Annotated in this window: 14 protein-coding genes and 1 pseudogene; 6 read left to right on the top strand and 9 right to left on the bottom strand. The window is 69.1% G+C overall.

Going from position 1 to position 12,947, the window contains the following annotated elements:
• The 3 genes from AC07DC_RS41430 to AC07DC_RS41420 form a co-directional block, all read left to right on the top strand.
• A partial coding sequence (locus AC07DC_RS41430) for a tetratricopeptide repeat protein (RefSeq protein ID WP_478920126.1) occupies positions 1–2,835 on the top strand: 2,835 nt, incomplete at its 5' end.
• A 24-nt stretch (positions 2,836–2,859) separates the two neighbouring features.
• Positions 2,860–3,243 (top strand): hypothetical protein, encoded by a 384-nt coding sequence (locus AC07DC_RS41425; protein ID WP_478920125.1) that lies wholly within the window; start codon positions 2,860–2,862, stop codon positions 3,241–3,243.
• Positions 3,244–3,264: 21 nt separating this feature from the next.
• The gene (locus AC07DC_RS41420) at positions 3,265–3,462 is read left to right on the top strand and encodes a hypothetical protein (protein ID WP_478920124.1); all 198 of its coding nucleotides are present in this window, start codon (positions 3,265–3,267) and stop codon (positions 3,460–3,462) included.
• A 46-nt stretch (positions 3,463–3,508) separates the two neighbouring features.
• Here the strand turns inward: AC07DC_RS41420 and AC07DC_RS41415 are convergent, their stop codons facing one another.
• Genes AC07DC_RS41415 through AC07DC_RS41405 form a run of 3 tightly spaced genes read right to left on the bottom strand, consistent with a single transcriptional unit; the run spans position 3,509 to position 7,247 of the window.
• Complete coding sequence (locus AC07DC_RS41415) at positions 3,509–5,815, bottom strand: XRE family transcriptional regulator (RefSeq protein ID WP_478920123.1); 2,307 nt, start codon at positions 5,813–5,815, stop codon at positions 3,509–3,511.
• On the bottom strand, positions 5,812–6,138 hold the full coding sequence (locus AC07DC_RS41410; RefSeq protein ID WP_478920122.1) for a helix-turn-helix domain-containing protein: 327 nt from the start codon (positions 6,136–6,138) through the stop codon (positions 5,812–5,814). The genes AC07DC_RS41415 and AC07DC_RS41410 overlap by 4 nt, the downstream gene beginning before the upstream one ends.
• Positions 6,135–7,247, bottom strand: a complete 1,113-nt coding sequence (locus AC07DC_RS41405; RefSeq protein ID WP_478920121.1) for a tyrosine-type recombinase/integrase — start codon at positions 7,245–7,247, stop codon at positions 6,135–6,137. The genes AC07DC_RS41410 and AC07DC_RS41405 overlap by 4 nt, the downstream gene beginning before the upstream one ends.
• Before the next feature lie 199 nt (positions 7,248–7,446).
• Here AC07DC_RS41405 and AC07DC_RS41400 point away from each other — a divergent pair.
• Positions 7,447–7,563 (top strand): annotated as a pseudogene (locus tag AC07DC_RS41400) (IS5/IS1182 family transposase); the annotation flags it as partial.
• A 199-nt stretch (positions 7,564–7,762) separates the two neighbouring features.
• On the opposite strand, the gene AC07DC_RS41395 reads toward AC07DC_RS41400, so the two are convergent.
• Positions 7,763–8,668, bottom strand: a complete 906-nt coding sequence (locus AC07DC_RS41395; protein ID WP_478920119.1) for a LysR family transcriptional regulator — start codon at positions 8,666–8,668, stop codon at positions 7,763–7,765.
• Between the two features lie 128 nt (positions 8,669–8,796).
• On the opposite strand from AC07DC_RS41395, the gene AC07DC_RS41390 reads away from it, so the two are divergent.
• Together AC07DC_RS41390 and AC07DC_RS41385 are read left to right on the top strand one after the other, a co-directional pair.
• Positions 8,797–9,615, top strand: coding sequence for a 3'(2'),5'-bisphosphate nucleotidase CysQ (locus AC07DC_RS41390; RefSeq protein WP_478920118.1), 819 nt, complete (start codon positions 8,797–8,799; stop codon positions 9,613–9,615).
• A gap of 41 nt (positions 9,616–9,656) precedes the next feature.
• Positions 9,657–10,253: an NADPH-dependent F420 reductase gene (locus tag AC07DC_RS41385; protein WP_478920117.1), complete on the top strand. Its 597-nt coding sequence runs from the start codon at positions 9,657–9,659 to the stop codon at positions 10,251–10,253.
• On the opposite strand, the gene AC07DC_RS41380 is transcribed toward AC07DC_RS41385, so the two are convergent.
• From AC07DC_RS41380 to AC07DC_RS41360, 5 genes are all read right to left on the bottom strand, one after another.
• Positions 10,222–10,899, bottom strand: a complete 678-nt coding sequence (locus AC07DC_RS41380; RefSeq protein WP_478920116.1) for an ATP-dependent DNA ligase — start codon at positions 10,897–10,899, stop codon at positions 10,222–10,224. The two genes, AC07DC_RS41385 and AC07DC_RS41380, sit on opposite strands and share 32 nt — an antisense overlap.
• A 176-nt stretch (positions 10,900–11,075) precedes the next feature.
• Complete coding sequence (locus tag AC07DC_RS41375; protein ID WP_478920115.1) at positions 11,076–11,246, bottom strand: hypothetical protein; 171 nt, start codon at positions 11,244–11,246, stop codon at positions 11,076–11,078.
• A gap of 54 nt (positions 11,247–11,300) precedes the next feature.
• Positions 11,301–11,552 carry a hypothetical protein gene (locus AC07DC_RS41370; protein ID WP_478920114.1) on the bottom strand — a complete coding sequence of 84 codons (252 nt, stop codon included), beginning with the start codon at positions 11,550–11,552 and terminating at the stop codon, positions 11,301–11,303.
• On the bottom strand, positions 11,549–11,797 hold the full coding sequence (locus AC07DC_RS41365) for a hypothetical protein (protein WP_478920113.1): 249 nt from the start codon (positions 11,795–11,797) through the stop codon (positions 11,549–11,551). Before AC07DC_RS41365 ends, AC07DC_RS41370 begins: the two co-directional genes overlap by 4 nt.
• A gap of 289 nt (positions 11,798–12,086) precedes the next feature.
• A complete protein-coding gene (locus AC07DC_RS41360) occupies positions 12,087–12,248 on the bottom strand; it encodes a hypothetical protein (protein ID WP_478920112.1) in 162 nt (53 codons plus the stop codon).
• Between the last annotated feature and the right edge of the window lie 699 nt (positions 12,249–12,947).

Genomic DNA, 12,947 nt, shown 5'->3' with positions numbered 1-12,947 from the left:
GTGGCGATGGCGTACAGCGTGTACGCGGTCGCCGCGGCGGAGTTCATGACGGCCTTCTACGAGCGGCTGTTCGCCGGCGACCGGGTCACCGACGCTGTCACCGCCGGACGCGCCCAGCTTCGGCTCAACAATGCGCGGCCGTCGCTTAGGGGGATGCTGCCGCTGGCGGACTGGATGGTCCCCGTCCTATACACCCGCAGCGAGGCGCGCTTTCCCGATCTACACACCACCCGGGAACCGGGCGTCGACGTCGGTGAGATCCTGACTCAACTGCGCGAAGAGCCCGAGTGCGCATCCGACCGAGGCAGGGACCTCGAGCCAATGGGTGAGTTCGTCGGCCGGGATGCGGACTTCTACACGCTGGAGACCGCCGCCCGGCTGAAGCATGTCGTCGTGGTCCACGGACCTGGGGGGACGGGGAAGACCGAGCTGGCGAAAGCCTTCGGTCGGTGGTGGCGCGACACCGGCGGCGTCGACCGCCCGGAGTGGGTGATCTGGCACTCCTTCGAGCCCGGTGTTGCCTCGTTCGGCTTGGACGGCGTCATCACCCGCATCGGGCTGCACGTGTTCGGCGAGCAGTTCGCGCTCCTGGACGATGCGGACCGTCAGGCAGCGGTCGAGGAACTTCTTGCCGCCCGCAGGCTCCTGCTTCTCTGGGACAACTTCGAGTCCGTCCGCGACATGCCCGACCCGGGCCGGGCCACCCCGCCCCTTCCCGAACCGGAGCAGGACCGGATGCGGGACTTCCTCACCCGTCTCGCCACCGGGAGTAAGAGCGCGGTGGTCATCACCAGTCGCACCCCTGAGGCCTGGCTGGGACCCGACGTGCGCCGGATCGCACTGGGCGGCTTGCAGAGCAAGGACGCCACCGCCTACGCCGAGCAGGTCCTGGCCCCCTATCCCGCGGCTGGCCCGCACCGTCAGACCACGGCGTTCGCGGACCTCATGAAATGGCTGGACGGCCACCCGCTGAGCATGAGCCTGACACTCCCGCACCTGGAAACCACCACCGCCCGACGCCTCCTGAACGGCCTCCAAGGCACCACGACCCTGGCCGCCGCGGCCGGTGACAGCGGCACCGGTGGTGACCGCAGGACGTCGCTGTCGGCGAGCATCACCTACTCCTTCCGCCACCTGAGCCCCGCCGACCAGCAAGCCCTGACCATCCTCAGCCTCTTCCACGCCGTCGCCGACACCAACGTCCTCGGTGCCTTCTCCGACCACTCGCAGACTCCGGAACGCTTCCGCGGCCGTACCGGTCAGGACTGGGCGCAGTTACTGGAACGGGCGGCGGGCGTGGGGCTGCTGGCCCCGCTCGGAGCGAATATGTTCCGCCTCCACCCCGCCTTGCCCGCCCACCTTGCCGCGCACTGGCGCACCAGCACACCCGGCACGCACACCGACGAACAAGCCAACGCCCTTCAGACCCTTGCGCTGGCCTATGCAAGCCTCTGCGCCTGGCTGTCGCGGCAGATAGGCGGCGGTGACGCCCAGTTCGCGTTTGCTCTGGTCAGGTATCAGCAGCGGATGCTGGGAGCCATCCTCGGCCACGCCCTGATCCACCGGCAGTGGGCGGAAGCCGAGACCATCATCGCGGCGCTGAATGACTTCTGGGACATGCAGGGAGTGGTAGAGGAAGCACGGTCCTGGACAGACCGCGTCCGGCTGGCCGTCGAAACCCCCGACGGCGCCCCGCCGACCCCAGACACCCCCGCCGGCCACCTATGGATGTCCGTGACTGTTTCCCAGGCCAACCGGCAGCTTACGGCCGGGCAACTCGACCACGCCGAAAACGCCTACCGCACCATCCTCCGCGCACTCGCCAATCAGGTCACCAGCGCCCACCAGCGCCCCACCGTCGCTGTCCTCTACCAGCAGCTCGGCAGGGTGGCCCAGCTTCGGGGGCGGCTGGAGGACGCCGAGGACTGGTACCGCAAATCCCTCACCATCAAAGAGGACCTCGGCAACCGCCCCGGCATGGCCATCAGCTACCACCAGCTCGGCATGGTGGCCCAGCTTCGGGGGCGGCTGGAGGACGCCGAGAACTGGTACCGCAAATCCCTCACCATCCACGAAGACATCGGCAACCGCCCCAGCATGGCCATGACCTACCACCAGCTCGGCATGGTGGCCCAGGACCGGGGGCGGCTGGAAGACGCCGAGAACTGGTACCGCAAATCCCTCACCATCGAAGAAGACATCGGCAACCGCCCCGGCATGGCCGGCACCTACCACCAGCTCGGCATGGTGGCCCAGGACCGGGGGCGGCTGGAGGACGCCGAGAACTGGTACCGCAAATCCCTCACCATCAAAGAGGACCTCGGCAACCGCCCCGGCATGGCCATCAGCTACCACCAGCTCGGCATGGTGGCCCAGGACCGGGGGCGGCTGGAAGACGCCGAGAACTGGTACCGCAAATCCCTCACCATCCACGAAGACATCGGCAACCGCCCCGGCATGGCCGGCAGCTACCACCAGCTCGGCATGGTGGCCCAGGACCGGGGGCGGCTGGAGGACGCCGAGAACTGGTACCGCAAATCCCTCACCATCAACGAAGACCTCGGCAAACGCCCCAGCATGGCACTCAACTACGCGCAGCTGGGCCTGCACGCCGAAGCCCGCAATGACACCGGTCAAGCGCTGGCCTGGACGATCAGGTGCGTTGCCCTGTTCGACGAGGTTCCGCATCCCAGGACCGGTTCGGGCCCCGGCCACCTTCGCCGGCTGACCGCGCGGCTGGGCATCGAAGCCGTTGAGCGCGCCTGGCAGAAGGTAACCGACAGTCCGCTGCCCCCGGCCGTCCGCGCGTACCTCCTCACCACCGCCACCGACTGACCGACGCATGTCAAGGAGACCGGTATGAACGACCCCGTCACGCAAGGTGCCCGAGCATCCGCCCAACGCCTCACCACACCGGCACATCCCAATCTCCTCCACGAGGTGGAAGCAGCCCTCTACGACCGCGGCACCAGTCATAGACCGGACCTGTACACCGACCCAACTGCCCTGGGCAGCCTCATCGTCAGCATCGCCACCCTGGCCTGGGCGGTGTACAACGACATCCGCAGCCGCAGCTCAACGACTCCCACGCCAGACACCGTCGCCCGACGAGTTCGCCACCAACTCGACCAAGCCGACACGCCAACGCCCCCACTCGATCCCGCCGAACGCGACCGCATCATCGACACCACCGTCGAAGAAACCCTCAGCGCCGCAACGGAGCCGGACACCGAACACCCGTAACGTCCCCAACCCGCTTCACTGGTGGTCGAGCTGTCCGGCACGGTCGGCGGACTGCCCGGTGTCGCCCCGGTCCCCTACCTGCCGGCGATGGCCAGCGTGGTGGTGGAGATCGAGGCCGATCAGGAACGCCCCACCGAGTTCGGCCGGTTCCGCCACCGGCCGCGGGTACTGCGGGGGCGCGGCGACATAGTGCCGACCGATCTGCCCGCCGCGCGGTGATCCTGCCGCCAACGGGTGCAGGCGCGGGTCCGGGGTCCCCGGCGGCCTAGCCGGGGCGGGCGGCCAGGTAGTGCGACCAGCTGACTCCGGCCAGGGCGGCCCAGCGCTCCGCTGTGCGGGGCGCGATGCCGAGCAGGTCGGCGAGCACCATGGGTGGCAAGTCGACCACGGCGTCCATCATGGTGGTGTTCCGGGCAGCGCGGACGGGCAGGCCGTGCTGGTGCAGCTTCGCGGCCAGCCCGGCCGGGTTGCGCGGCAGGCCGGGACTGGGGCCGGGCACGAGGTGCCGGGTGCCGCCTGCGCTGCGGTGCGCGGGAGGGTGCTGGTGGAGTTGGTCGTCGATGAGGCGGGCGAGCGTCGGCGGCAACAGGACCGGATGCCGGTGGATCGTCAGATAGGTGTGCTCCGCGTCGCGGTGGAGCTGGTCGGCGGTGAGCTCGACGATCCTGGTCAGCGGGAGAGCGTAGAGGCGCACCAGGGCTGCGGTGACGCGCACGTCCAGCGGAAGGGAGGTGTTGTGGAGGCACCGACGCAACTGCTCGTGGTGGACGTCGTCGACGAGGAACGGGCCGGGGAGTTGGAAGGGCCGGTGCTCGATGACCAGGTCAGGGGATGTCAGGCGGCGGGCGGTGGCCCACCGGATGAAGGGAATGGTGCAGATCCGCAGGCAGGGCCGGTCGGTCGCCCAGGTGTCCAGGTGCCGTTGATCGAGGCGTTGCAGGGTGAGGTGCCGGGCGTCGATCCAGGTCAGGAAGTGGGTGGCGGCGCGGATGTTGGTGCAGTCGCCTTTGTGTGCGGCGTAGCTGTAGCGGCCGCGGGCCGAGCGGCGGCGCGCGACGCGCAGGATGTGCCATTCGGCGAAGGGCCGGATCACGGTGGCCTGCGCGGACGGCAGGCGGGTCACGGTCCGGGTGACCCAGCGGGTGAGGAGCGCCAGGTTCTCGTCGCGCGGCGCCAGTAGGCCGGCGGTGACCAGCAGGCCGCGCACGTAGGCGGTGGAGGCGCCGTGCGGCAGCGCGTCCAAGGCCGCGTGGTCGAGGTCTTCGGGTTGGGATGCCAGGGTGCCCAGGAGGTGGGCGGCGGGGCTGCGGCGCAGCCAGGCCAGGACCGGATAGGGGTTGTCCGACCCGGTCAGCACCGCGGCCAGCGGCTGCAGAGCAGGGGGGATGCCGGCCCCGCCAGCGGACAGCAGGTCGCGCACGCGGGCGTACAGGGTGCAGCGCGGGCAGCGGTGCCCGGGCAGGAGGTCGGCGGGCTCGCCGCAGGCTGTGCACCGTTCGGGCGGCTCACCGGGGAAGCAGCACGCGCTGCACCGCAGGCCGCGGTCGGCGGTCTGGCCGATCAGGATCCGCTGCCGGCCGCAGGAGGTGCATGCCTCGGGCGTCGACCGGGCCGCACGGTAGCAGGGCCCGCAGACCGGCCCCATCGGCCACCAGATCCCGACGCCCCGCACCCGGTGGCACACACAGCACGCGCGCGGTTCCCTGGTGCGGGCCTCGCGCGGGGTGCAGGTATAGCAGTGGAACGGCCCCCAGCCGCCATGGAGACGGTGCCCGGTGCTGACCTTCCCGCAGGCGTTGCACGTGTCCGGTTGCCCGTTGTAGCACCGGTAGCAGGTGTCCGGGGCGCTCCCGTTGGCCCGTTTGCTGATGGGTGCAATCTGGCCGCAGATCCCGCACCGGCGGCCGGGGCTGGAGTAGCAGCTGCCACAGACAGGGCCGGTAGGGGTCCACGCGTTGACGCGGCGCTCTCGGCCGCAGCCGGAGCACGTCTGCCGCTTGCAGGGGGCACACGACTGGCAAAGGTGGGTACCATCGGGCAGGCGTCGGACGAGCACCATCATCCGGCCGCACCCGGCACACTCCTTGCGGGCGTCCGGCTCCTGGTTGCGGCACGGCTTGCAGATGCCGCCCTCCGGGCGGCGGGCGTGCATCGTTGTCGTCCTACCGCAGCGCGCACAGGGGCGGCGCGTGGACCGGACGGCGCAGGGAATGCACTGGCGCCCCCGTGGGCTGGTGCGGCCGGGGAGCGGGGCGGTCCGGCCGCAGTCGACGCAGGCGACCAGCGCCACCTTCTGGCTGTAGCCGGCCGCGGCCAACAGCGCGATCAACCGCACAGCGGTCATGGGGCAGTCCCCGGCCGGCGCGCTCAGAGCGTCGCCCCGGGCGGCGAGGTAGCGCAGGAGCGCGAAGGCGTTCGGGCCGCTCCACGCGCGGGCCTCCTGCACCAGGGCCTGCGCTCGCTCGCCGGACAGGGACGGCCCGACCGCGGCCCGTAAGAGCGCGATGATCTGCTCCCGGGCTGCGGCGAGTTCCGCGCGCAGCCGGATCTGGTCCGCCGTCGGGGCCCTCATGGCTGGCCGGGGCGCCGGATCGTGGTGCGCCGCTCCTTCAGCGGCAGCGACGCAGCCTCGTCGCCGACTGTCTTCCTCACCTGCGCGTTGACCACCAGCGGCAGGATGAGATCGTTCGGCGTGCACCCGAAGATGTCACACAGCGCGACCAGGGTGTCCATGCTCATCCGCTGCGGTGGCTGCGTCACCAGGCGGTAGACCTGCTCCCGCGACAGAGTCACGCCGCGCTCGGCCAACAGCGGCACCAGGTCCGAGGTCTGGAACATCTCCTGCGCGGCCATCAGCTGGCGCAGCCGCCACTCGTAACCCATCTTCTTGATCATTGAAGGTCCCAGTCGTCACCCAGCCGGCGCTTCAACGACGCCTCCAGGAGCCGGTTGCGGTACTCGTCGGAGACGCCCATATAGACGGCCGTCGTGGAGGCATTGCTGTGGCCGACCTGCTCTTGAACGAAGCGGGCAGGATAGCCGAACTCCGTCAGGTGCGTGATGTAGCTGTGGCCCAGGCAGTGCAGGTCCAGGTCCTCGTCCAGGCCCGCGTCCTGGCGGGCCGTCACGAACGCCTCGTTGATCGACCGGGGGGACAGGCGACCCACCCGCTCGGTCACCCACAAGGCCGGATGCCCCTGCGGTGCAAAACGCGGGCGCACCTCCTGGACCCACTCGCCGAGCTCGTCGACCACCCAGTCCATCTCCGGGACCAGCAGCACCGACCGCCGCTTGGGCGGCGCCCCCTTGGAGGACTTGCCGTACCGCACAGTCATGCTGCCGAACTGCCCGAACTGCGGCGCCTTCCGGTGCCGCCGCAGGTCCACCAGATCCACCTTCGAGGACTCGGTACGCCGGGTGCCGTAGGCGTAGATCGTCTTGATCACCGCGGCGTCCCGCAGCGCGGTCAGGGCGCCCTTGCGGCCCTGGCCACGGATCTTTCGCGGTCGCGCGTCGGCCGCATCGAACAGCGCCTGCACCTCGTCATACGTCAGCGGCCGGCGCCGGGGGTCGCCCTCGTACTCCGCTGAGTGCTGGACGGAGTTGCCCTCGTGGAAGACCGCCTGCGGCGCCAGGCCGAACCGCTCCTGGCAGGTTGCGACCCACCCGTACCGGGCATCGAGCAGGTACTCCACGAACAGGGCGAGCGCCGTCTCGTACGTTCGGGCGGTGGACAGCCGGATGGGCTTGGAACCACTGCGTAGGTGCACGATGAAGGCTTCGCCGTCGGCCGGAGTCCACTGCCACGGATACAGCCCCGTGAACTTCTCGAACCGCCGCAGCAGGCCCAGTCGGGCCCGGATCGTCGAAGGCTGGATGAATCGGGCGGACTGCTGGCGGGCCCATCCCTCTCGCATGGCGGCGAAGACCGAGGGCTCCGGGTCCAGATGGACAACGTTCGGTGCGAGCAATAGACGCACCGAACCCGGTGCCTCAACGACCATGCCGGATGTTGTATCAAACGCATCATTGTTGCGTCTAGCTGTCCCCGGAATGGTTGCCCTGGCTGCAAGCCGAGGCTGTCCAATCGATCATCACCACGACCAGCGGAAACGGCCCATTCGAAGGGCTACGAGCTGTTGCATCCATTGCTATTCATCCCACTTCACTGGTGGAGTGTCGGTATTCGAGAGTTGCAGTATTCGCCCGCAGGGCGAGCAGCCCCGCACCCGGCCCGGTCACGTCATCGGTGACTCGGCGTACAGCTCTCCCCGCAACACGCGCTGTCTGCGAAGACGCCGGATCAAGCACACGATCCCGGGTGTGAGTAGTTGAGGTACAGGAAATCCCGGTGAGATTGATCTGCACACCGGCGATCCGCGATGGTGAGCCGCAGGAGTCGGTCTGGCCGCCTCCACGGCCAGCACCCGCACGGACAGGCCGCTGCTGACGTTCAAGCAGATCGCAGTGGTGGTCGCGTGGACCTGGACGTACGGGTGAAGCGGCCGGACGGCGCCGGCTACAACGCTCCGCACATGGCCAGCGCGGTTCGTGCCAGCCCACGCAGCCAGGCGTGGGCGTGGTCGGTGTCGTAGCGCTGATGCCACGACAGGTATATCGGTGCCGACGGCAGTTCGAGCGGGAGGGGGAGCACGACCAGGCCGAGGTCGGCGACCGCTGACCTCGTGGTGGCCTCGGGGACGCTGATCAGGATGTCGGAGCCGCGCGCGAACTCCAGCGCGGCCGCTTCCGTGGGCGCGGTCGCCACCACGCGGCGGGTGAGGCCGAGCCGCGCGAGGGCGTCGTCGATGGCATTGCTGAGGTTTCCACGTCGCGAGACGGTGACGTGCTCAGCGGCGGCGTACCGCTGTGCGGTGACGGTCCTGACGCGGGTGAGGGGGTGCCTCTGCCTTGCGACGATGACGAGGCGGGTCTCGCCCACGTTCTCGGCACGGATGTCCGGTGCGCTCGGGCGGTTGGCGTTCGCCTCCAGGTCGACCTCGCCGCGCCGCAATTCAGGTGTGTCGATGCTCGATTCCGCGACGAAGCGCAATCGCACGCCCGGCGCCTGCCCGCGCACGGCCGCGAGCAGTGCGGGGCCGCTCAAGGCGACCAGGGAATCGTGCCAGCGGAGTGTGAATGTGCGCTCCAGCGTTGCCAGATCGAGTTCACGGCTCGGTGCCAGCACCCCTTGGACTTGGTGCAGCAGCTCGTGCACCTGTTCCCGGACGGCGATCGCATACGGCGTCGGGGTCATCGTGCGGCCGGTGCGCACCAGGATCTGGTCCCCGGTCGTGCGCCGGATCCGGCCCAGACTCCGGCTCATCGCGGGGGCGGTGACATGCAGGCGCGCCGCCGCTCCGGCCACACTTCCCTCCTCCAGCAGCGCGTCGAGCGCGGCGAGCAGGTTCAAATCCAATTGCATGCGAGTAATCCTAGCCGTGCCTGACATGCATTTGAAGTTAATCGCAGGGCTGCATACCGTTGAGGCGAAAGCGCAGGAAGCAACGCGCAGTTCGGCCTCAGCACCCCTCCTCAGACGGGAATACCACCATGTCCGAAACGCTCCAGACCACCGACGTCGCCGCCTCCGACGCCGACCTGCTCGCCCAGACCGCGATCGCCGTGCGTGAGGCGGGTTCGGCGCTGCGCGAGCGCTTCGGCGAGGTGGTCCGCTACCAGAGCCGCGAAGAGCTGATGCGCGCGCTCGCCGTCAACGACGACGCGGCCCTCGACATCCTGCGCCCCCGCCTCACGAGCCTGCGCCCGCAGGCCGGCTGGGTGGAGGACGAACTGGACGGCGGGGCGCTGCCGCCCGGCGAGTGGTGGGTCGTGGATCCGGCCGAGGGCAACGTCAACCACCTGCACGCCCTGCCGGAGTGGGCGGTGACCGCCACCCTCGTGCGGGAGAACCAGCCGGTGCTCACCGTGGTGCACCTGCCGTTGACCGGCGAGACCTACACCGCGCTCACCGGTGCGGGCGCCCACCTCGACGGTCGGCCGCTGCACGTCTCCCAGACCGCCGACATCGGCTTGAGCATCGTGGCCACCAGCCAGGCCCGGCCGGACGAGGACGAGAAGGTCGTGCGGCGGGTCGGCTCCTCGATCACCGCGATGCTCTTCGACGCGCTCGTCGTCCGCGTCGCCGTGCCCGCGACCCTGCACCTGCTGAACGTGGCCGCCGGCCGGATCGACGCCTTCTGGCAGTTCGCCGGAGCCCGCGCGGACCTGCTTCCCGGAGCGCTGCTCGTCACCGAGGCCGGCGGACGGATCTCCGACGCCGAGGGCCGCCCCTGGACCCCGCAGAGCCAGAGCTTCCTGGCTGCCGCGCCCGGCGTCCACGCCGAGGCCGTATCCACGCTCTCCCGCTGACCGCACACCACAACCCGCACGCACGGAAGGACCAGATCATCATGACCACCATCGCAGTTCTCGGAAACGGCCGCGTCGGCGGCAACCTGGCCGCAGCCCTCACCCGGGCAGGACACGAAGTGACCGTGGCGGACCGCACGCCGGGCACCGCCGCCGACGCCGCCCGGACTGCCCGGATCGTCATCAACGCCACCCCGGGCGCCGGCTCACTGGACCGGCTCGCCGCTCTGCGCGAAGAACTCCGGGACAAGATCCTCGTCGACGTCTCCAACGCCACCACCGACGGACCGGACGGACTGCCCGCCGATCTGATCTACCCCGGCTCGAGCCTGGCCGAACAGCTCCAGAAGGCGCTCCCCGAAACGCGCGTCGTCAAGACACTCAACACCATGCTCTTCCCGGTGATGACCTCGCCGGACACGCTCGCCCAGACACCGACGGTGTTCCTCTCCGGCGAGGACGCGCAGGCCAAGCAGAGCGTCCGCGAACTGCTCACCGACCTCGGCTGGCAAAAGGAATGGATCACCGACCTCGGCGGGATCCAGACCGCCCGCGCCACAGAGGCCGCGATCCTGTTCGTACCGCACGTCATCCGGTCCGCCGGATTCACACCCTTCGCGATCTCAATCGCCCGCTGACTGTCGAGCTGCGCTGGCTGGAGGTAGTCGGAGACGGCGCGTGGCATGGATGGTTTCGGTACTTCTGCCATCTGCGCTCGCCCGGCAGGTAGCGCTGGGTCAGGCGCTTGAAGGTGAGTCCCTCCATGCCCACCGCTGACCAGGACAGCCACTCCGCTGCAATCTGCGGGTCGGTCGTCGACGGGCACAGCGCCCAGGGTGGCCCCAGGTCGCAGTCCGCGAAGAGATGCTCCAACGCTGCACGGCGCTCGATATACGGCTGGGACGTCAGATCAGTGGTTCCATGGCGCAGGAGATCAAACGCCACAAAATGAACCGGCCACTGGGCGGCCAGCGCGGCCGCGCCGGCAGCGGTGCGGTTCAGCCGGCCTTGCAGTCGCTCGAACGCCAGTCGGCCGTTCTCCCAGACGATCAGCTCGCCGTCCAGCGCCACATCCGCAGGCAGAGCGGATGCAGCGGCGGCGATCTCCGGAAAGGCCGTCGTCATGAGGGTGCCGCGCCGCGACCGGATCACGACATGCCCGTCCCCGTAGCGGGCCACCAGCGCCCGGTATCCGTCCCATTTCGGTTCGGCCGCCATACCCACCGGCAGTTCCGGGCTCTCCACCGCGGCGGCGAGCATCGGCTCCGGTAACGTCCAGTCCATGATCGATGCCTACCACCGGTGTCGGGAAGCTACCGCCTCGCTGGTTCTGCAGCGTCCCGCGCCTGCGCCAGGATAAGAAGCCCCTGATCAAGCTGACTCCGGTGCTGCCCGTCCCCCGCCGCATGTTGGCCAGCAGCTGTCATTCGTTGAGCTGCCGCCCTGAGCTACGCAGTAGATCACTGGCTGCCAGCAGGGTCCTCAATGCCCAGAAGGCTCATGATCGCGCGCAACATATGCGTGTGTTCCCGCTGCGTACCGCGAATCTCCGAGACGTCCGTGGTCAGGGACGCGGTGATGCTGGGAGCGGCCGCGACGCGCTCGTTTTGGCGGTCGCTGTTGTTCGGCATGCCTGCCAGTTTGGATGCCCCCTCGTTCCACCAAAACGCAGCGCCTGAACGCTGCTAGAGGTACTGGATCTGCCGGCTGTACACACATTCATGGCGGGGGACCACGAGGTAGAGGAACATCCCGCCGGGAACGGGCTGCATCGCCGCACCGGGGCCGATGTCCTGGTACGTCGTGCCGTCCAGGTATTTGGCCGAGGCAGCCCGGACCAGCTCGTCAGCCTTCTTCTCGACCTCGGCGACGAATGCCGGCGGGGCTCCGCCGATGACGTACTCCTGTGAGGGGTCGTACTCCCACCGCCAGGTCACCCACTGACCGCCTGGTCGGCTTCGGCCTCAACGGCGCGCAGCTCCTCCATCGCGGTGCGGAATGCGGGATCGTCCTTGCTGGTGGTCGTGTGGAGCGACCTCAACGCGTGATTCCTCCGCTGGGCAAGATCGGGCCGCCGCTCGACTTCGACTTCCCGGGCCCAGAACGCCAGCCAGGTGTGGACATGGCTGATCTTGCTGTCCTGTGCCATCGCGGCGAAGGCGTCGTCTTTGTGCTTCTCCATCTCGGGGAGGCGGCTCGGGGCGACAGCAGCCAGGGCAGCGCGCAGGGCTGGAGGGGTCCGGTCGGGGCGAGGAACCCGCTCCCCGCCATGGTGATCATGAGGCTGCGTCGTCATGCGCGGAAGAACCCCTCTGTGAGCTGATGCCGTGGTCCGAGTCTACCGAGAAACCGCAGATCAGAAGAGGCGCCGATGAAAGTGCAAACCCGCTAGTCAGACCGCATCCACATCGGAGAATCCAGCACGCCGGAGGCCTGTACCTCAGCCGGCACGGCTGGCGCTGCGCGGCAGATCACTGGCTGCCGGCGGGGTCCTTGAAACCGAGATGATGCATGAGATCGCGCAACATCTGCATGTGTTCCCACTGCGTACGGCGAATCTCCGGGACGTCCCTGGTCAGGGACGCGGTGATGCTGAGGGCGGCCGCAATGCGCTCGTCCTGACGGTCGCTCACCGGACGGTCACCTGTGCCAGGCGCCGGTCCAACTCGCGGTCCAGGTCCTGTTCCTCACTCGCGCTCGGGGTGTACCCGTTCCACTCCTGCAGCGCGGCGCGGGCCTGCTCGGAACGCTCGGCACGCTCCTGTGGGGTGAGCCCGGACCGGACTCACACCGGCAGGTGACGACGAGCTTACGAACCAGCGATCAACCACCTACATGGCCAACCTCCAAGTCCTCCTGGGCGTACGAAACGGCGAGGCTAATGGGCCCAATCATGGAGGGGTATTTCGAGGACGGCGACGGCGGAGGACTACGCCATGATCGGCGTTCTGTAGATCCACGGTTGCTACGGCGCCGGCGACCGAGACGCCTCGGGTGTCCGCAGGAGCAGCGTTCCGGGGGGCGTCTGCGGTCGGATGAGGCCGCTGACCAAGGCGGATGCCTGCAGAAGAGGGCGGGAGTTCTCACTGACTCCCGCCCTCGCTGGCTATCTCTCGGCGTTCGCGACACACCTCCTGCACCCTCGTCAGTCCTAAAGGTGCGACACTCCCCGCCGAGCCGCCCGTTGGAACGATCAGGACTGGTACCAGTACCGGTCCTGCGCCGACCCGTTCGCCCCGATCCACCAGAGTTCCATGCTGCCCGGGATCCGCGAGACCGCCGAAACCGACCCGCTGGTCGACGCGCTGCCGGCAGGCGCCAGCTCGTAGCGC

It is taken from the genome of Streptomyces sp. NPDC045021, assembly GCF_056432645.1.
The sequence above is the reverse complement of the archived record's forward strand: the minus strand, read 5'-3'. Positions and strand labels throughout refer to the sequence as shown.